Raw genomic sequence first — 18,514 nt, forward strand, 5'->3', positions numbered from 1 at the left:
GCAAGCTGTCGTGCTGGGCCTTGCCCTGGCCGGCAATGTCAAACGCGCTGCCGTGCGGCACGTTGATCATCACGTAGGGCAGGCCCATGTAGATCGTGCAGGCGCCCGCGAAGGCGGCGGTCTTCACCGCGATCTGGCCCTGGTCGTGGTACATGGTCACCACGGCGTCGTAGCGGCCCTCGAGGTTGAGACGGAACACCGCATCGGGCGAGATCGGGCCGCTGGCGTCGATGCCGGCGGCGCGGGCCTGCTCGACGGCGGGCGCGATCTCTTCGCGGTCTTCCTCGAACATGGCATGCGGGTTGAGCCCGGCCACCGCAATGCGTGGTGCGGTCATGCCCCAGCGCCTGAGATGGTGGTCGAGCCGGCGGATGAGTTCGAGCACGGTGGCCTGCTTCACGGTGGCGGCGATATCGCGCACGCGTATGTGCTCGGTGATGGGGACCACTCGCAACGAGCCGTTCAGACGAAGCATGTGGGTGTCCGGCGGCTGCAGTTCATCAATGTCCTTCACCAGGCCACCGAGCTTGAGCGAGACGCTGTCCACCGGGGCCAGCACCAGACCGTCTATGCGTCCGATTTGGCCAAGCTGCTGGCCCAGGCCGATCCAGTTCACCACCGCCTTGCCGGCTGCCGCCGAAGGCGAACCCACTGCGTAGTCGGTGGGGACTACATCGCCGGGGTCGAGCACGGCGATGAAACGCTGGCCGCGCGCTTCTTCGGGCGCGCTCACGTGGCGTACCTCGCGGGTGATGCCACAGACCTGCACTGCCCGCTGCACCGCGCCAATCTCGCCGATCAGCACGTTGTCACAAAGGCCGTCAAGTTCAGCGCTGGCCAGCGCTTTGGCGCAGACTTCAGGACCTATGCCCGCTGGGTCGCCGATCATGGCGGCGATCAGGGGCTTGTTCGATGTCTTTGACATGGTTGGCGTGGCGCGCTCAGGCGGCAGCCAGAAAGTTCTCAACCACTCCCACGAAGCGGTCCTTTTTCTCGATCTGCGTCCAGTGGCCACACTGGCCAAAGACATGCAGTTCGGAGCGTTGCAGCAACTGGTGCAGGCGCAGGCTGCTGTCCAGCGGGATCACGCGATCCTCGCGGCCATGCACCAGCAGCACTGGTTTGTCCAGCGCACGCAACTTGTCCTCGGGCGTGGCCAGCGCGGCGATGTGGCGCTGACGCGGTGCCGGGAAGAGGCTGGAATACGACTCGTGAAAGCCAGGGCGGATGCTGGCATCGTAGCGCGAAGCCACCAGTGCCTCGGTCAGCAGCGACTTGTCGTAGGCGAACATCTGCACGATTGTGCGCATGTTCTCGACCGAGGGCTCATATCCCCACACTGCGTCAAGTTCGTGGGTGAGCGTGAACTCGGTGCCCGCAGAGCCCATGAGCACGACCTTGCGCACGCGGTCCGGGTGGCGCGTAGCCACGGCAAGCGTGAGGGCTCCGCCGAAGGAGTTGCCAACAAAATCGGCTTGTTCTATCTTCAGTGCATCGAGAAAACCAATGATGTGGCGCACCCAGTAGTCGAGGTTGTAGACCACGCCGGCCTTGCGCTCGGTGTAGCCGAAGCCAGCCAAATCAGGTGCCAGCACACGGTGGGTCTTGGCGAATTCGGGAATGGCCAGACGCCAGTTGGCCCAGGCCGTGACCCCTGGCCCTGAACCATGCAGCAGAACCAGCGGCGCGCCGCTGCCTGCTTCGAGGTAGTTGGTACGTATGCCAGCCGCTTCAACGCTGTGGCCGATCTCGGGGTTATTGTTTTGTGTCATGGAGGTCTCGTTCCTTGTGTCGTTGCGCGTTCAGATAATGAAAGTCATGTTGCCGAGCACGCTGTCATTGTTGACCAGATAGACCCGCTTCTCGCGCATTAGCCAGGTGTCGCTGTGGCGTTCGAGCACATGGTGCTGGCGTCCAGCCCACACGGTGATGCGGTCGGTGCGCACCTCGGTAAGGTTGAAGCGCGAGCTCACTTCGCCACCGGTGGCGGGGTCGAAGTTGTGCAGCCGCACATTGCCGACGATGCGCGAAAGGCGCGAGCGGGGGTTCTGCGAGTGCGCGTGCTTGGTGCCCAAGCGGAACAGGCGTTCTTCGAGTCGGGGGCGGTCGTCAAAGATCAGCGAGACCTTCTTGGTCGGGTCAATGTTGTCGGCGTTGCAGGGTACCCAGTACAGCAGCTCGGGTGTCCACAGCGCCAGCCAGTCGTTGTAGGCGTGCTCATCGGCCAAGGCGGCTTCTTGGTAGAGGAAATGCTCGATGTCGTGTACCAATTCGAGCGAGTGCGTGGTGGTGGCGTTCATTGCTGGGATCCTTACTGGGCGGTTTGGGCGGTCATGAGTTCGCGCCATTGGCGCATCTGACCACGTTGCGTGACTTCGTCCGAGATGCGTCCGGTGATAACGCCATCGGCCCCGTGTTCTTCGCGGTGCAGGCCGCGCGAGATTTCCAGCCAGGGGTTGACCTGGGCCATCATCCCTTTCTGCACGCGCTCGAAGATCTCGGCATCGTCGGGCGAGCCAGAGCCCGCAGGGCCGTAGAAGGACTCGTGCTGGCGCAGTCGCAAGGCGTTGATCTCGGGGCTCACGCCCTCGAACAGCACGGGGAACATGATCACTTCGCATTCCTCCGGCGAAATCGGGTTGAGGATGCGGATCTGGTTGTTGATGAGCTGCAGGTTGGGGTAGATGCCCACATGCGGATCGCCTGAGAGCGAGATCAGCAGGCGCGAACGCTCCTCGCCGTGCTTGGCCTTCATGGTCTCGATGTAGTCGGTGCCACCGGGCAGTTTTTCCAGCATGGCGGTGAATTGGTCGTAGTGGCCCATGCGGTGCTGGGTCAGGTCCAGCATCACATGGCCATGTCCCAAGTCGCGCGTGCGGCTGGCGGACTCGTCATCGAAGGGGTCGCCGCGGTGGGTGGCAGCAATGCCGGAGTCCGGGTCGCGGTTCCAGGCTGCAATCACCGACGCATGTACATAGTGCACGTGGTAGCCGTCCATGCCGACCAGTTTCCAGTTGCCCTTGTAGACGGTCTTGTGCACTCCGGCGTCCACGCGCAGTTCGCCCACGGGGGAGGCGTCCACCATCAGGTCGATCACGGCCTTGGCTGGACCCAAGTGATCGCTCAAGCTGGGAACATCCGCGTTTAGGCTGGCAAAAACGAAGCCACGATAGGTTTCCACGCGCGGTGGCTTGTTCAGGCCCATGGCCTTCTGGTCGAACTCGGGGCCGTAGGCGCCCTGGCCCGGCACCTGCATCAGGTTGCCGCTGGCGTCGTAGACCCAACCGTGAAACCAGCAACGCAGGTGCTTGGTGTTGCCCGCCTCGCCCTCGCACACCATCGCGCCACGGTGGCGGCAACGGTTCATCAACACCTGCACTTCGCCTTCGCCGTTGCGGATCATCAAAACCGGTTGGCGACCCATGCGGCGCGCGCGGTAGTCACCGTGCTTGGGCACTTCGGAGGTGTGGCCTATATAGACCCAGGTGCCCTCGAAGATGCGTTCTTGTTCAAGCTTAAAAATTTCTGCATCGGTGAAGGCGCTCGAATGGACGCGGCCATCCTGCACCAGGGCGCCCACGTCGGAGCCGCTGGCGCGGCTGGGGTGAAATTGAATGGTCTGTGTCATCTCGGCTGTCTCCTGAATGTGTGAGTGGGTCGGTCGCAGACAGTGGCTCTTGCTTGCGTCAACTTAGAAGAAATTATGTCATAATTTGAACTATTCACAAAATGAAGTAAATAAATTTTGAAGGTGATTCATGAAACCAGCAACCAAGAGCTTGACGCGGCAAGCCGAGAAGGAGGGGATTCCCTTGCCTTACCTCAGTGAACAGGTCGCTGTTAGTGCGGCGCTGGACAAGCAGCTTGATGGCTCGGCGCTGTGGGTCTTGCTGGCGGTTTACCGGGCGTTTGCGGTGCTCGATCGCGATCAGTCCGATGAGCTCGACTCCATGGGCGTGTCACCGCTGCAGTTCAACATCCTCACCACGCTGCAGCGGGTGAAGCAGCCTGCCACCATGGGGGCCTTGGCGTCCATGCTGGTGGTCAAGCCCAACAACCTGTCGGGCAACATTAACACGCTGGCCGAATGTGGCTTGGTGCGGAGGGAGCTCAACGTGTCGGACCAGCGCTCGCTGCTAGCGGTGCTCACCCCTGAGGGCGAAGCGTTTCTGGCCGAGCACCTGCCCGCCCACTGGCGTCGCATGGAGCACCTCATGGGTGGCCTGTCTCGTGAGCAGCGTCTGCAACTCGTGGCCTTGCTCAAGCAGATGGTGCTGTCCATTGATGCCGCGCAGCAGTCGACGAGCGTTCGCGAGCGCGCAGGCAAGAAAGCCAAAAGATCACCTGAGCGGGCTATATCGGGCGCGCATGCATCTCACGGGTAGATCACACAAGATTAACGACTGGAGACAACACATGGCAGAAATCCTAGGGCTGGGGCTGTCCCACTACCCCCCTTTATCCACACCCGACGCGCAGATGGCCGGCATACTGCGCATGACGCTCAAAGACCCCGGCATACCGGCCGAGCGCAAGCTGGCCCAGAACTGGGCACCGGCGATGCAGGCCGAATGGGGCGACGACCAGGGCGTGGCGGCAGCCGCGGTTCACCGTGCGGCGTTGGTCGAGCAGTTCAGACGTGTGCGTGCAGCGCTCGACGATTTCAAGCCCGATGTGGTGTTGATCTGGGGCGACGACCAGTACGAGAACTTCAAGGAAGACATCATTCCGCCGTTCACGGTCTGTGCGTACGACGACATGGATCTCTACCCCTGGCGCCATGCGCAGGGCTCGTCAATGATGGCCAACGGCAAGGCCAATGCCTGGGGTGAAGGGCCAGACATGCACTACCGGCTCAAGGGCCGGCGCGACATCGGAAAGTACCTGACCAGCGGCCTGCTTGACGCCGGCTTCGACATGGCTTATGCCTACAAGCCGCTGCACCACGAGAGCCTGGCTCACGCCTTCGCCAACGCCATCCTCTATCTCGATTACGACCGCAAAGGCTGGGACTACCCGACCCTCACTGTGCCCATCAATTGCTACGGTCGCAAGGTTATTTCGGCCCGCGGCTTCCTCACCAACGTCGATGACAAGCTCGACCTTGACCCTCCGGGTCCATCGCCCGCGCGCTGCATGGACATGGGCGCGGCCACCGCACGCATCTTGCGTGACTCCCCTTGGCGTGTGGCATTGATCGCTTCGTCGAGCTGGTCCCACGCCTTCTTGTGCGACCGCACGTCACGTCTGTGTCCCGACACGCCCAGCGACCGCGTGCTTTACCGTGCGCTGGTGGAGCAGAACCACGGTGTCTGGCGTGGCAACACCACCGAAGACTTCGAGAACGCTGGCCAGCAGGAATTGCTCAATTGGTGCCCGTTGCTGGGCGCCATGGGCGAACTTGGCGCCTCCTTGTCGTGGAGCAACTTCGTGGAGACCCACGTGTTCAACTCCAACAAGGTATTTGCCATTTACCAGCCTGCCTGATGAGTGCCATGGAAACACATAACGACCGCGTGGTGATTGTGGGCGCAGGGCTGGCCGGCTTCGGTGTGGCCAGTGGCCTGCGCAAGCTCGGCCATGTCGGGCCTGTCACGCTGCTTGGCGAAGAGGCCCATGCGCCCTACGACCGGCCGCCGCTGTCCAAGCAATTCCTGATCGACGGCGATGAGGCTGCATTGCGCCTCTCGCCCGAGCCCTTGCCAGAGGTGCAATTGCTCAGCGGCTGCCCGGCCGTGGCGCTGGACCTAGAGCAGCGCATGGTACAACTGCAGGATGGCCGGCGTCTGCCCTGGGACCGTCTGGTGCTTGCCACCGGCACGCGGCCACGCATGCTGCCCGCGTTGGCCACTTCGCCACGGGTGATGAGTCTGCGGACCCTGGATGATGCGCGCGCGTTGCGCCAGCGCCTGGGCGCCGCCACACGTCTGCTGGTGGTGGGCGGTGGTCCCATAGGGTTGGAGTTGGCCGCCATGGCGCAGCAACTGGGCTGTCACGCCACCGTAGTGGAGGCAGGGCCGCGTCTGATGGGGCGCAGTGCGCCCGCGCTGATTGCCGAGCACCTGCTGCAGCACCATCGCAGCCAGGGGGTTGACATCCACCTCGGCCGCACCGTCGTATCGGTGGAAGACAACGGCCTCGCGCTGCTGGACGATGGCCAAGTCCTGCAGGCCGATGTCGTGGTGGTAGGTATAGGCGTGTTGGCTAACGACGGTTTGGCCGTGGCTGCTGGCATCGCCGCTGACGACGGCATCTTTGTCGATGGCTGGTGTCGCACCAATGTGGCTGGCGTGTTTGCCGTGGGCGATGTCACGCGTCAGGTCCATCCGCTGAGTGGGCGGCTGGAGCGCATGGAGACCTGGTCCAACGCCCAGGGCCAGGCTGCGGCATTGGCCGCTGCGCTGGTCGAGCCTGCAACTGCCAAACCCTACGACGAACCGCCTTGGTACTGGTCCGATCAGGGCAGTCTGCGCCTACAGTGTGCTGGCCTGACAGAGGGCGACACCCATGCCCTGCGTGGCGACCCCGCCAGCGGCAGCTTCGTGCTGCTGCAATGGAAGGCGGGCCGCTTGTGCGGTGTTAGTGCCATCAACGCCGCACGCGACTTCAACCTGCTGCGCCGCCTGCTTGCGGCCGGCAGCACCCTGGCGCCCGAGGTGCTGGCCGCACCCGATGCCAACCTTAGGCAATTCGTTCAACAAGCCCAGTCGGCCTGAAGCCGGCCCGAAGGAGAAACCCCATGCACGCCACCGCCCTTTGCCCGCTCAACGATCTGTGCAATGGCACCATAGGTAGCGCTTTCCTGGAAAACGGTCGCCGCATTGCCATCTATCATGTCGACGGCAATGTCTATGCCACCGATGACCGCTGCACCCATGGCGACGCCTCGCTGGCCGATGAAGGCAGCCTGGAGGGCCATACGGTGGAGTGCGGCCTACACCTGGGCGCCTTCGATGTGAGGACCGGCGCGGCCACCTCTGCGCCCTGCGTGCGTGCACTCAAGACCTACCCGGTGGAAGTGCGCGACGGCCAGGTTTGGCTGTCGGCCGAAGCAGCCGCGTGCGACGCCACGTGAGCGCGTGTGCCTGTGGGCTGATCGACGCCCATACTCACTGGGTTCCAGATCATTTTCCGGCGTTTCTGGGTCGACGAAAGGGCGTGCCTTGGCCCTCCATGGTGCCGGCCGAGTCGGCTTGCCAGCGGCATGTGATGATCGATGGACGCGTCTATCGAACCGTGCCCGATTCTTCTTGGGACGCGGAACGCCGCGAGGCCGACATGGCCCGCACCGCCGTAGCGCATCAGGTGGTTTCGCCCATGCCCGAGCTTCTGTCGTACTGGCTGCACGCCGACGATGCGCTGGCGCTGACGCGGTTCATGAACGATGAGCTCGCGCTGCTGGTGCAGTCGCGGCCGCAACGCTTCACCGGGTTGGGCGCGGTGCCATTGCAGGATGTGGATCTGGCCATGCGGGAACTCGATCGCCTGGTGTGCGACCTCGGCTTGGCCGGGGTGGAGGTGGGCAGCAATATCAATGGCAAACCGATCGGGCATCCCGATTTCGAACCTTTCTTTGCGGCTGCCGAATCGCTGGGCGCGGCCATTTTCGTGCATGCCCTGCGCCCCTGCGGCATGGACCGTTTGGTCGGGCCGCCGCTGCTTGAGCAGGTGCTGGCCTTTCCCGGCGAGGTGGGCCTGGCCGCGGCCTCGCTGATGACATCGGGCACCTTGCTGCGCCATCCCCGCCTGCGCGTGGCCTTCAGTCATGGCGGTGGCGCCTTGCCCATGATACTGCCCCGCCTGCAACACGCCTGGGAGCACATGGCTCCTGTGCATCAGTGCATGGCTCAGTCGCCACGCGACCTCGCGCGGCAGATGTTCTACGACGACCTGGTGTACGACGGCGCGGCCATCGACTACCTGTTGGACGTCTACGGCCCCACGCAGGTGATGGCCGGTTCGGACTACCCCTTTGCCATCATGGACCGCGAGCCTGCCACGCGCATTGCCGCGCTGGGGCTGGATGAAGCCACGCAACGCCAACTCCGGCGTGACAACGCACTGCGCTGGCTGAGCATCGTCAAGCCCTGGGCAGAGTGACCGCCACGTATTCCAACGCACCGTTTTAAAAGGATGACATGAGTACACACAACAACCCTGCGATCACAGCAGCGGCGTCAGCACTGCTGCAGGCCAGAGTCACGCGCACGCCCATCGCCCCCATCAGCACCAGCCACGGCATTGCCGGACTGGACGTCGCCTACGCCGTGGCCGAACTCAATACCCAGGCGCAGCTGGCCGCAGGCCGGCGCATTGTCGGCATGAAGGTTGGCCTGACCTCCAAGGCCGTGCAGCAGCAGCTGGGCGTCGATCAACCCGACTTCGGCGTGCTGTTCGGCGACATGGAAGTCTTGAGTGGCCAGGACGTGCCCATGGCGCGCCTGCTGCAACCCAAGGTCGAAGCAGAAGTGGCTTTTGTCATGGGCCGCGACCTCACCGGCCCGGCACCGAGCTACGCTGAATTCTTGGCCGCCGTGGCCTACGCGCTGCCCGCCATCGAGATCGTCGACAGCGCAATTGCCGACTGGAAGATCACGCTCGTTGACACCGTCGCCGACAACGCATCCTGCGGCTTGTACGTACTGGGAGACCAGCCGCTTCCTATGGGCCAAGTCTCGCTGGGCGAGCTAGGCATGACCATGACCAAGAACGGCCAGACCGTGTCGGTGGGTACCGGTGCGGCCTGCCTGGGCCACCCGCTGCGCGCGGCTTACTGGCTCGCCTGCACCATGGCTGAACGGGGCCAGAGCCTCAAGGTCGGTCAGGTCATTCTCTCTGGCGCTTTGGGCCCCATGGTGCCCGTGGTCGCAGGCGACGTGGTCCGGGCGCAGATCGGCGCGCTGGGCAGTGTTTCGTGCCGCATGGTTTGAAGGTAGAAAATATGAGCAAGAAACTCAAGGCTGCCATCATCGGCAGTGGCAACATCGGCACGGACTTGATGATCAAGATCCTGCGCCACGGCATTAACATTGAAATGGGAGCCATGGTCGGTATTGATCCGACCTCCGATGGTCTGGCACGCGCCGCCCGCATGGGTGTGGCCACCACCCACGAAGGCGTAGAAGGTCTGACGCGCCTGCCCATCTTTGCCGACATCGACTTCGTGTTCGACGCCACCAGCGCCGGTGCCCATATCAAGAACGACGCTTTCTTGCGCAGCCTCAAGCCCGGCATCCGCATGATCGACCTGACGCCCGCAGCCATCGGCCCGTATTGCATCCCGATCGTCAATGGTGAAGACCACCTCGACGCATTGAACGTCAACATGGTCACCTGCGGCGGCCAGGCCACCATTCCGATGGTGGCAGCTGTCAACCGTGTTGCCAAAGTGCACTACGGCGAAATCGTCGCCTCCATCTCCAGCAAGAGCGCCGGCCCCGGCACGCGCGCCAACATCGACGAATTCACCGAAACCACCTCCAAGGCGATTGAAGTAGTGGGTGGCGCGTCCAAAGGCAAGGCCATCATCGTGCTGAACCCCGCTGAGCCGCCGCTCATCATGCGCGACACCGTCTACACCCTAAGTGACTTCGCTTCAGAAGACGCTATCGCCGAATCGGTCGAGCGCATGGCCGCCGCCGTCCAGGCCTACGTGCCCGGCTACCGCCTGAAACAAAAGGTGCAGTTCGACCGCATCGAGCCCAGCCACCCCATCAACATCCCCGGTGTCGGCCCCCGCATGAGCGGCTTGAAGACCTCCATCTTCCTGGAAGTCGAAGGTGCTGCCCACTACCTGCCCGCCTACGCCGGCAACCTGGACATCATGACCAGCGCCGGCCTGCGCACCGCCGAGCACATGGCTCTTCGCATGCTCGCCGCCTGAAGGAGAAACTGACATGGACAAAAAAATCTACATCTCCGACGTCACCCTGCGCGACGGCAGCCACGCCATCCGCCACCAGTACAGCGTCGAGCAAGCCAAGCAAATCGCCAAAGCTCTGGACGACGCCAAGGTGGACTCCATTGAAGTCGCCCACGGCGATGGCCTGCAAGGCGGCAGCTTCAACTACGGCTTCGGTGCCCACTCCGACGTCGAGTGGATCGAAGCCGTGGCCAGCGTCGTCAAGCATGCCAAAATCGCCACCCTGCTGCTTCCCGGCATCGGCACCGTCCACGACCTGAAGGCGGCCTATGACGCCGGCGCCCGCATCGTGCGTGTGGCAACCCACTGTACGGAGGCCGATGTCTCCAGACAGCACATCGAATATGCCCGCCACCTGGGTATGGAAGCCGTTGGCTTCCTGATGATGAGCCACATGCAGACCCCCAAGGGCCTGGCCGAACAGGCCAAGCTGATGGAGAGCTACGGCGCCACCGTCTGCTACGTTGTCGACTCCGGCGGCGCTCTGAGCATGAACGACGTGCGCGACCGTTTCCGCGCCTTCAAGGACACCTTGAAGCCCGAAACCCAGACCGGTATGCACGCCCACCACAACCTGAGCCTGGGTGTGGCCAACTCCATCGTCGCCGTCGAAGAAGGCTGTGACCGCGTGGACGCCAGCTTGGCCGGCATGGGCGCAGGAGCGGGCAACGCCCCGCTGGAAGTGTTCATTGCCGCCGCCACCCGCTTGGGTTGGAACCATGGCTGTGACTTGTACAAACTGATGGATGCGGCCGACGACACCGTGCGACCGCTGCAGGACCGCCCTGTGCGCGTGGACCGCGAGACACTGGCGCTGGGTTATGCGGGGGTCTACAGCAGCTTCCTGCGCCACTCAGAAGTGGCAGCGAAGAAGTACGGTCTGAAGGCGGTCGACATCTTGGTGGAACTGGGCCGGCGCCGCATGGTGGGCGGCCAGGAAGACATGATCGTCGACGTCGCATTGGACCTGCTCAAGGCGCAGGAGCATGAGCGCCAGCATGCCCAGCCGGTGATGAGCCAGGCGGGATGAAGACTGAGGCCCTGGTGGAAACGCTGGTCTACGCCAACCGCATCCTCTACGACAGCTAGTAGCCACCGTGTTACCCCCGTGTTTACTGTTAACCCCAGAGGACTTTCACATGTTAAGAAAACTATCCGCTATCGCACTGGCTGTATCTTTCCTGGCCATGGCAACATCCGGGCTATTGATGTTTGTCATTGAAAAACCCTCTTTCACCATCCAGATGCACCCTGTACATAAGCTGTTCGGCCTGGTCATGGTGGTGGCCGCCTCCATTCATATCTGGTTCAATTTTCGCGGTTTAAAGGCTCACTTGCAAAATCACAAAGCGGCGATCTTCGGCGGCGTGCTGGTGGTTGCCTTGGTGCTGCTCTACGCCGTTGCCATCAACAACAAACTACCGGACGACCTGGCACAGCAAATGGACTCAGCTGCAGCGGCAGCCGAACAGAAAAAATAATGCCAGGCAAATTTCGCTAGTGGTGTTGGGGTCAGGTCTTGCATTACAATATTAGCCGCTCTAGTACATCAACACGAAAGTTGAGAAACATAATGTCGACCCATCTTTTTGTCGGCATCCTGTCGAGTAAAGTGCCACTCGATAGTTCGCTCTTCCTCGTTGCGGGCTTGCTGCCAGGCAGCAACCTCGGATTCGAGTAATTCACGATTGGCAATGCGCCGATCCAGGCATTGGCGACTGAGAATGCCAATCTCGATTTCTGTCATCTTCAGCCAGCTCGCGTGCTTCGGGGTGTAGTGAAACTCCACCCGATGCAGGAGCTTGGCGGCCGCACGCGTGCCAAGCACGTCGTCAAAGCACTTTCTGAAGTGCGTGTTCAGGTTATCGAGCACCAAGTGAATTCGTCGTGCCTTGGCGTATACGCCAGTGAGCAATTCTTTGATGAAGGCGACGAAGTCAACCTTTCCTCGACGCTCGGTGACAGATACGATTCGCTGTCCCGCCTTGGGCTCGACAGCCACGAACAGATTGGTGGTGCCGTTGCGTACGTACTCGTAGCCATGCTTGGTTGGGCTGCTCGCCGCCATGGCCAATGGAGGTCGGCTATGGGCGATAAGTTGCAGGCTTTTCTCGTCGATGCAAATGACCGGCTCGGCTTTGGATATTGGTCGCGCGTACAGTTCGAGCGGGACATACATCCGAGCACGGTACTCCTCGGTCAACGCCCCAATGCACCACATTACCCGGTGCCAGGAACAAGAGAAATAGTTTTTTTGAGCATGCGTCGAACGGTTTCCCGGCTCACGGATTGCATGCCAGGCTCCTGGCGGGCGGCACCGTTCGAGCTCGACCATGGTCCAGCGCTGGCGTCCCTTGGGCGGGGCTGAGCAGGCCAAGGCGATCACACTCGCCTCGGCGTTGGTGTCGTATTGGCGCGGGCGTCCTGAGCGCTGCACGTCGAACACCGCCAGCTCCACCCCGCCTTGCAAGTAGGCGGCGCGAGCACGCCACACGGCGGTGCGGCCAATGCCAAGCACTGCCATGATCTGAGATTCGGGAATGTCGCGGTCCAGGCATGACAGCACATGGGCTCGATTGACCTCGCGCGCCTGATGCACCCCTTTGCTGCGAATGGCTTCGATCGTCGAGCGCTCCTCCTCGCTCAAGTTCAGCTCCGTCTGACGCATGACCACTCCTCGTTATGCCGAATGGCGACATTCGTAGTGTAATCATGTGCCGTTATTTTCGTGTCAATGTACTAGGAGGCTCAGCCTCACTCAGGTGCTGAGACCCTTGTAGAGCATATAGGCCGCGAGTAAGTAAAAACTGCCGGCAAACACCAATTTGAGCTTGTCTACGGGAATGCTGTGTACCACCCGGGCGCCCAGCGGCGCGGCGAGGAAGCTGCACACGGCAATTATGCCCAACGCCGGCAACCAGATGTAGCCGAACGAGCCCACCGGCAAGTCCTGCACGTTTCGCCCGCCGATCACGTAGCCCAGCACGTTTGTAACGGCAATCGGAATTCCAAGCGCTGCAGAAGTGGCCACGGCGCTGTGAATCGCCACGTTGCACCGAGTCATGAAGGGCACGCTGATAGTGCCGCCGCCTACACCAACCAAGCCCGAAATAAAGCCAATAGCTCCGCCCGCCGCCAACTGACCCGCCGTACCAGGCATTTGGCGTCTGGGTTTGGTTTTTTTGTCAAGCAACATCTGTGTTGCCGAAAAAATCACGAACAGGCCGAAGAAAATGGCCAGGTAAGCGCCTTTGAGCAGCGCGAACACCCCCAAGCTGCCAATGAGGCTACCTACGACAATGCCGGGAGCCAGCCGTTTGACGATGTCCCAGCGCACGGCACCCCGTTTATTGTGGGCCCGAACGCTCGAAAGGGATGTAAAAATGATGATGGCCATGGAGGTTGCGATGGCCATTTTCACCGCCAAATCGGGCGACACACCGCGGCTTGACAAGATGATGGTGATGAACGGCACCAGCGTCATACCGCCACCAATGCCCAGCAAGCCCGCAAGAAAACCGGTACCGATGCCCAGTGCGGCAAGTTCAAGGATTAGCAGAGATTCGAGATTCATTTGTGGTTGACGTGTTTGGTAGGACTCGCCGCTGCAGCCCATTAAAAAGGGGTGACCCGGGTGCTGTTCGAAGCCGGAAAGACCGAAGACACTCGAACCTGAAGGATTCATGGCCGACATAGACATAAACCGCCGTTACAGTTAGCCTGGTGGCTGAAAGGACTCATGAAATCGAAGTGAAAGTCGATCGTCTTTGCCCTTTCTCTCAAGCATTCGACTATTTCCCCGAAGATTCCGTTTCAAGTTGCTTGTGCAATTCGGCCCACCGTTGCCCTGAGGCTTTCCAGGAGTCAAGATAGCTGGCTGGGCAGATGTCGTTATAAGGTGGGCGAACGGGGCCGGCGTTCATCCAGCCTGCAGCATCGATTCGGCCTTTTTCCAGCGCAACGTTGTAAATAGAAAAGGTCTTGAAGCTATCTTCGGGAAATGGCGCAGCTGTTTTCACAAGTCGACCCTGAAATGCGTGGGCATCGGTCCAGTCTTTGGTTCGCCGAGCTGCGATGACCTTGTCGCGAAGCGTCGTCGAAACCAATGGCCCGCACACGGTACCGCTGGACCAGAAGGCATCAACGAAGTCATCCATACGTGCCGCAGCATAGTATTGGTAGTCGAGCGGCAGCAGCTTCATGCGGTGCTTGGTCAGATGTAGATCCTGCAGCAGGAACTCGATACCGATATATTTCGCTGCAACGACTTGCCGAATCTCTGAAACCCGAGCCCAGAACGCGCGGGGAAAATCAAATTTGAAAGCCTCGGTATTCGCGTAGATAGCGATATTCATCTCTGGAACAGCTTCGGCGACATCTTTGTAGTACTGAACAGCCATATCAACGCAGGGATTGCACCACATTGGTATTCCCAACATTGTTCCGTCGGCCCCAATGGAGTGGGCGTACCTTGTCTGCTCGATCGTGTCGCGGGTATTAAGCGTTGTGGTGCCAACGAACACTGGAACCCTTCCTCTCGCGGTCTCCACGATGGTTTGCATGAAGACTTTCTTTTCCTCCCAGGTTAGCGATTCACACTCACCCAAAGTACCCATGCTCAGAATCCCGTTCGCGCCAGCCGCGATAAGGCCTTCAACGGCGCGGGCAGTCTCATCCAGATCAACGGTGTTAGTCGCACGCCAGTCACTCGCATCCGGTTTGGATGGTGTCGGAAGAATTGACCATACTCCATGAATATCCGATGCATTCAACAGTCCTGACTTACCCATAACTTATCCTTTGTATTTAAGAAAATTCTAAAAACCGCCACAAATAATATTCTCAGGCATCTTGTGAAAGCCCAAAGACATCAATCATCACATACTCATCTTGCCCGACCGACTGACGGTCGTTTTACCCCAACTCAATGAACCATCCGGGATTTGGCTTGACGTGAGGCGGACACTTCCAAGCCCGCCTCGTTAAACTTCAACGCCTTACGTCAATTGATGGGCTTCAAAACCATTGGTTTTAATAAAAAATGTGCGAGCGCGGGCAGCAACACCAGTGCTCCGATCATGTTGCCCACAAACATAAAGGCGAGCAAGAGTCCCATATCAGCCTGAAACTTGATGGGACTAACCACCCAGGTGACAACGCACAAGGCAAGCGTGACACCAGTCAGGAGTACAACCTTTCCCGTGAAGAGCAACGATTGGTAGTAAGCCTCGGAGAGGCTATCGCCAACCTTCAATCTCGCCAGAAGAATGCTCATGACGTAGAGCGCATAGTCCACCCCGATGCCCACCCCCAATGCGATCACGGGCAATGTAGCCACTTTCACACCAATGTTCAGCGCTACCATCAAAGCCTCGCACAGCACCGAGGTCAGAATCAGCGGCAACACAGCACACAGCACCGCACGCCAAGAGCGGAAGGTGATAGCACACAGAACGATCACCGCGCCGTAGACCCAAAACAGCATCTCGCGGTTCGCATCCCTGACGACAATGTTCGTCGCCGCATCAATGCCGGAATTGCCGGCGGCGAGAAGAAACTGGACTTGCTCAGTGTTGTTTTCCTTGGCAAAGCCCTCCACCTCGTTGACGAGGGAAGTTAGTGTGTCGGCTTTATGGTCCTTCAGGTAGGCCGTCAGCGTCAACAAGCTGCAGGTATCGTTGTAAAGGCCGCGGGGTGCCCCGGAAGTGATCGTGTTGAGCATCGACTGGCTGTTGATCAACTCATACCACTTGGTACTGCCTTCATTCAACCCTGCTAACACACGCCGACTCAGTAATGCCAAAGAGTTCGTGTCCTCCACCCCCGGCAAAGCACGCATTTTCCACTCCAGCGCATCAACCCTCATCAAGGTGTCATATTGGCTGCACTCGCCGTCTGGCGTCTTGACCATCACTGCAAAGGCATCGCTGCTGGCTCCATAGTGTGCGGTCATGTAAGTGTTGTCACGGTTATAGCGACTGTCGGCACGCAACTCAGGTGCACCAGACTCCAAATCACCGATCTTCAAGCGCTGCGCAACCACGAGTCCACCTGTACCAAGGAGCAGTGAGACCGCAACGGCGCCTGCCGCCCAGCGTCGCTGGGTGAACAAGTCCAACAGTCTCCATAACGGATGTCGTGCCCCGCTCCGTTGGTTCGCCAACTCTTCCTTCAGACTGAGTTGAGCAGCTCCTGGACTTACGCCCACATAACTCAGCAGTATCGGCAACAGTATCAGGTTGGTGAAGACCAATACTGCAACGCCAAGGCTGGCAATGAAAGCCAGATCTCGGATCGCCTCAATATCGATCACCATCAAGACGCCGAAGCCAACGGCATCGCACAGCAGCGCAGTCAGTCCCGCAAGAAAAAGGCGCCTGAAAGTGTAGCGCGCAGCAACCAAGCTATTCGCACCACGCCCTATATCCTGCATGATGCCATTCATTTTCTGAGCACCATGACTCATGCCGATCGCAAAGACAAGGAACGGAACCAACACGGAGTAGGGGTCCAACTCGTAGCCCAACAAGGGCATCAACCCCAGTTGCCACAGCACGGCAACCAGCGAACAACTGACAACCAGCACTGCACTGCGCACGCAACGCGTGTAGGCATAGAGCATGGCCGTCGTGATGAGCACGGCAGCGACGAAGAATCCTAGCATCTGCCAAATACCCTCAATCAGGTCACCCATGACCTTCGCGAATCCGGTGATGTGAATACTGATCCCATCACTCTGATATTTGACCCTGAGCGTCTCCAGCGCATCAGAAACATCAGCGTAATCCAGCGGAACACCGTTCGCGTCTTTTGACAACAAGGGCAGATAGACGATTGAAGAACGTTGATCCAACGCGACCAGTTGACCGATCTCGTTGCTGCGCTCGATGTTCAAACGCACCGTGGCAAGGCTTGTAGGCGACCCGTCGTAGCCATCCGGGATGACTGGACCGCCATCCATGCCCTCCTCGGTGACGCCGACCCATCGCGTATTCGGAGTCCACAGCGACTTCATATTGCGCCTGTCAACGCCAGGGAGCAAAAAGGCCTCGTCGCTTAACTGCTGAAGTACCTTTAGATAGTTTGGGTCATAGATGGACTCACCTGTTGTGGCGACGGCGATGCGCACAGCGTTGCCAAGACCTCCCAGCTCTTGACGATGAGCGAAGAAGTTTTGGATGTAGGGATGGCTCCTGGGGATGATCTTCTCAAAGCTCGCGTTGACACGCAGATTACTGGCACTCCAGCCGAGCACGACCGTCAGCACCGCGCAGAAAAGGAGGATCAGCTGGCGGTGATTGAAAAGAGCCCGTTCAATAGCTGAACCTGACCGTGGATCGAAGTCGGTCAAAGGTGTTCGCTCATCCTTTGAGACTGTTTGGTTAACGACTGACATGAGGGTCACTTAGGAAAAGGAAGTTCACGAACACCACGCAAGCTGCTGGCAAGCAGACGACTGCCATCAAGTTCGACAACGGCAGTCAACGGTGGGCCTGGCGGCCATGAAACAGACGTCCATCTTCCCCCTGAATCACGACTGATCAATGCCTGCCCGGCCTGGTTAAGGGCGAGCACACTACCGTCATGCATCAGCGAGAGACAGCCAATCGTGACAGGAATGGGCACCTCGCACTGGCTGAAACCGGCAGGGCTATACGTATAGATATTGCCCTTCAGACCAGCCAGCAACCACTTGCCGTCGGGCAACGCAGCCACGGCGAACCAGCTGCCCGGGTAAGGGGAGCTCAGTCGGACGAAGGTTTTTCCTCCATCGACGGATTGCAACAGCAACCCTTGCTCGCCGACTATCAGAATGCGCTGTCCCTGCACCGCAAGCGCGTTAAAGTGCAGGGCCTTCGGATTGTCCAAGCGATCCATCCAGGGCGACCAGGTTTCACCACCGTCTGCGGTTGCAAAAATAAGCCCATAGGCCCCAATCACAAAACCTCGCTTTCGATCGAAAAAGTGCACGTCCAGGAAGGGCTTATCAGGGCCGTCCGACACCAAGCGTTGAGCCTCCTGCAAACGCTTGTCGCTGTCATCGTCGTTCTTTGATCCTGCCGACGCTTCTGCACGCCATAGATCCGCGGCTCTCTTTCCTTCCAGCTGAAGCCGCCAGGTTCCACCGCCGTCTGAGGTTGCGAGCACAACACCTGAGTGACCTGTGACCCAACCATACTTTTCGTCTACAAAGTTGACGGCGGTCAGCGTGACACTGACTGGCACACTCGCCTGCTGCCATGTGGCACCAACATCATCCGAGAACAAAACAGCACCGCGCTCCCCGACCGCGACAATGCGTTTGCCAGACTTGGCAACATCAAGCAAGACGCCCCCCCTCACGTGCGGCGCTACAAACGCAGGACGACGCAAGGCATCAAGCACGGGGTTAGCCCAGACCGCCTCCATGCTGACCAGCGGCACAGTAGCTACAAAGCACAGGGCGCGGCGTCGCCCGATGTCAAAGCGCTCTTTCTTAAATTTTTTCATCAGAATTCCACCACATAAACAACTCAACCAAATCCGGATTCCATCAGCCTCACGGGCTCACCATTGCCAACAGTGGAGCGACCAACCGAAGGTCGATCCACC

General features: G+C 60.0%; 18 protein-coding genes. 9 read left to right on the forward strand and 9 right to left on the reverse strand.

Annotated elements, in window-relative coordinates; genetic code table 11:
* The 4 genes from J8G26_RS17225 to J8G26_RS17240 all read right to left on the reverse strand — a co-directional run.
* A partial coding sequence (locus J8G26_RS17225) for a 4-hydroxythreonine-4-phosphate dehydrogenase PdxA (protein ID WP_210570453.1) occupies nt 1-925 on the reverse strand: 925 nt, incomplete at its 3' end.
* A gap of 16 nt (nt 926-941) precedes the next feature.
* Nucleotides 942-1,772: an alpha/beta hydrolase gene (locus tag J8G26_RS17230; protein ID WP_086911732.1), complete on the reverse strand. Its 831-nt coding sequence runs from the start codon at nt 1,770-1,772 to the stop codon at nt 942-944.
* A gap of 30 nt (nt 1,773-1,802) precedes the next feature.
* On the reverse strand, nt 1,803-2,300 hold the full coding sequence (locus J8G26_RS17235) for an aromatic-ring-hydroxylating dioxygenase subunit beta (protein ID WP_157896433.1): 498 nt from the start codon (nt 2,298-2,300) through the stop codon (nt 1,803-1,805).
* A gap of 11 nt (nt 2,301-2,311) precedes the next feature.
* Entirely contained in the window at nt 2,312-3,628 is a 1,317-nt protein-coding gene (locus J8G26_RS17240) for an aromatic ring-hydroxylating dioxygenase subunit alpha (protein WP_210570454.1), read from the reverse strand.
* Between the two features lie 130 nt (nt 3,629-3,758).
* Between J8G26_RS17240 and J8G26_RS17245 the strand changes: the two genes are divergently transcribed.
* The 9 genes from J8G26_RS17245 to J8G26_RS17285 all read left to right on the forward strand — a co-directional run bounded on the left by J8G26_RS17245 (nt 3,759) and on the right by J8G26_RS17285 (nt 11,403).
* A complete protein-coding gene (locus J8G26_RS17245) occupies nt 3,759-4,385 on the forward strand; it encodes a MarR family transcriptional regulator (RefSeq protein WP_210570455.1) in 627 nt (208 codons plus the stop codon).
* A 31-nt stretch (nt 4,386-4,416) separates the two neighbouring features.
* Entirely contained in the window at nt 4,417-5,487 is a 1,071-nt protein-coding gene (locus tag J8G26_RS17250; protein WP_210570456.1) for a hypothetical protein, read from the forward strand.
* Between the two features lie 8 nt (nt 5,488-5,495).
* Nucleotides 5,496-6,716: an FAD-dependent oxidoreductase gene (locus tag J8G26_RS17255; protein ID WP_210570457.1), complete on the forward strand. Its 1,221-nt coding sequence runs from the start codon at nt 5,496-5,498 to the stop codon at nt 6,714-6,716.
* Between the two features lie 23 nt (nt 6,717-6,739).
* Complete coding sequence (locus J8G26_RS17260; protein WP_210570459.1) at nt 6,740-7,075, forward strand: non-heme iron oxygenase ferredoxin subunit; 336 nt, start codon at nt 6,740-6,742, stop codon at nt 7,073-7,075.
* Nucleotides 7,072-8,100: an amidohydrolase family protein gene (locus tag J8G26_RS17265; protein ID WP_349238339.1), complete on the forward strand. Its 1,029-nt coding sequence runs from the start codon at nt 7,072-7,074 to the stop codon at nt 8,098-8,100. Before J8G26_RS17260 ends, J8G26_RS17265 begins: the two co-directional genes overlap by 4 nt.
* Before the next feature lie 38 nt (nt 8,101-8,138).
* The gene (locus J8G26_RS17270) at nt 8,139-8,930 is read left to right on the forward strand and encodes a fumarylacetoacetate hydrolase family protein (RefSeq protein ID WP_086926850.1); all 792 of its coding nucleotides are present in this window, start codon (nt 8,139-8,141) and stop codon (nt 8,928-8,930) included.
* A gap of 11 nt (nt 8,931-8,941) precedes the next feature.
* Nucleotides 8,942-9,883: an acetaldehyde dehydrogenase (acetylating) gene (locus tag J8G26_RS17275; protein WP_086911723.1), complete on the forward strand. Its 942-nt coding sequence runs from the start codon at nt 8,942-8,944 to the stop codon at nt 9,881-9,883.
* A 13-nt stretch (nt 9,884-9,896) separates the two neighbouring features.
* Nucleotides 9,897-10,952: a 4-hydroxy-2-oxovalerate aldolase gene (gene dmpG / locus J8G26_RS17280; protein ID WP_086911722.1), complete on the forward strand. Its 1,056-nt coding sequence runs from the start codon at nt 9,897-9,899 to the stop codon at nt 10,950-10,952.
* A 109-nt stretch (nt 10,953-11,061) separates the two neighbouring features.
* Nucleotides 11,062-11,403: a DUF4405 domain-containing protein gene (locus tag J8G26_RS17285; protein WP_086911721.1), complete on the forward strand. Its 342-nt coding sequence runs from the start codon at nt 11,062-11,064 to the stop codon at nt 11,401-11,403.
* A 68-nt stretch (nt 11,404-11,471) separates the two neighbouring features.
* On the opposite strand, the gene J8G26_RS17290 is transcribed toward J8G26_RS17285, so the two are convergent.
* From J8G26_RS17290 to J8G26_RS17310, 5 genes are all read right to left on the reverse strand, one after another.
* Complete coding sequence (locus J8G26_RS17290; RefSeq protein WP_210570464.1) at nt 11,472-12,590, reverse strand: IS630 family transposase; 1,119 nt, start codon at nt 12,588-12,590, stop codon at nt 11,472-11,474.
* Nucleotides 12,591-12,680: 90 nt separating this feature from the next.
* A complete protein-coding gene (locus J8G26_RS17295) occupies nt 12,681-13,496 on the reverse strand; it encodes a sulfite exporter TauE/SafE family protein (RefSeq protein WP_086913979.1) in 816 nt (271 codons plus the stop codon).
* Nucleotides 13,497-13,713: 217 nt separating this feature from the next.
* On the reverse strand, nt 13,714-14,712 hold the full coding sequence (locus J8G26_RS17300; RefSeq protein WP_013801321.1) for a dihydrodipicolinate synthase family protein: 999 nt from the start codon (nt 14,710-14,712) through the stop codon (nt 13,714-13,716).
* A 212-nt stretch (nt 14,713-14,924) separates the two neighbouring features.
* Complete coding sequence (locus tag J8G26_RS17305) at nt 14,925-17,318, reverse strand: MMPL family transporter (protein WP_210570465.1); 2,394 nt, start codon at nt 17,316-17,318, stop codon at nt 14,925-14,927.
* A gap of 5 nt (nt 17,319-17,323) precedes the next feature.
* On the reverse strand, nt 17,324-18,412 hold the full coding sequence (locus tag J8G26_RS17310; RefSeq protein ID WP_086911717.1) for a YCF48-related protein: 1,089 nt from the start codon (nt 18,410-18,412) through the stop codon (nt 17,324-17,326).
* Nucleotides 18,413-18,514: the final 102 nt, after the last annotated feature.

Origin of the sequence: Acidovorax sp. JG5, from assembly GCF_017939685.1 — a bacterium.
GTDB lineage: Bacteria > Pseudomonadota > Gammaproteobacteria > Burkholderiales > Burkholderiaceae_C > Acidovorax.

Coding starts and splice junctions, on each gene's coding strand:
- J8G26_RS17230 (WP_086911732.1), bottom strand. CDS start 1,772: ATGACACAAAACAATAACCCCGAGATCGGCCACAGCGTTGAAGCGGCT.
- J8G26_RS17235 (WP_157896433.1), bottom strand. CDS start 2,300: ATGAACGCCACCACCACGCACTCGCTCGAATTGGTACACGACATCGAG.
- J8G26_RS17240 (WP_210570454.1), bottom strand. CDS start 3,628: ATGACACAGACCATTCAATTTCACCCCAGCCGCGCCAGCGGCTCCGAC.
- J8G26_RS17245 (WP_210570455.1), top strand. CDS start 3,759: ATGAAACCAGCAACCAAGAGCTTGACGCGGCAAGCCGAGAAGGAGGGG.
- J8G26_RS17250 (WP_210570456.1), top strand. CDS start 4,417: ATGGCAGAAATCCTAGGGCTGGGGCTGTCCCACTACCCCCCTTTATCC.
- J8G26_RS17255 (WP_210570457.1), top strand. CDS start 5,496: ATGGAAACACATAACGACCGCGTGGTGATTGTGGGCGCAGGGCTGGCC.
- J8G26_RS17260 (WP_210570459.1), top strand. CDS start 6,740: ATGCACGCCACCGCCCTTTGCCCGCTCAACGATCTGTGCAATGGCACC.
- J8G26_RS17270 (WP_086926850.1), top strand. CDS start 8,139: ATGAGTACACACAACAACCCTGCGATCACAGCAGCGGCGTCAGCACTG.
- J8G26_RS17275 (WP_086911723.1), top strand. CDS start 8,942: ATGAGCAAGAAACTCAAGGCTGCCATCATCGGCAGTGGCAACATCGGC.
- dmpG (WP_086911722.1), top strand. CDS start 9,897: ATGGACAAAAAAATCTACATCTCCGACGTCACCCTGCGCGACGGCAGC.
- J8G26_RS17285 (WP_086911721.1), top strand. CDS start 11,062: ATGTTAAGAAAACTATCCGCTATCGCACTGGCTGTATCTTTCCTGGCC.
- J8G26_RS17290 (WP_210570464.1), bottom strand. CDS start 12,590: ATGCGTCAGACGGAGCTGAACTTGAGCGAGGAGGAGCGCTCGACGATC.
- J8G26_RS17295 (WP_086913979.1), bottom strand. CDS start 13,496: ATGAATCTCGAATCTCTGCTAATCCTTGAACTTGCCGCACTGGGCATC.
- J8G26_RS17300 (WP_013801321.1), bottom strand. CDS start 14,712: ATGGGTAAGTCAGGACTGTTGAATGCATCGGATATTCATGGAGTATGG.
- J8G26_RS17305 (WP_210570465.1), bottom strand. CDS start 17,318: ATGTCAGTCGTTAACCAAACAGTCTCAAAGGATGAGCGAACACCTTTG.
- J8G26_RS17310 (WP_086911717.1), bottom strand. CDS start 18,412: ATGAAAAAATTTAAGAAAGAGCGCTTTGACATCGGGCGACGCCGCGCC.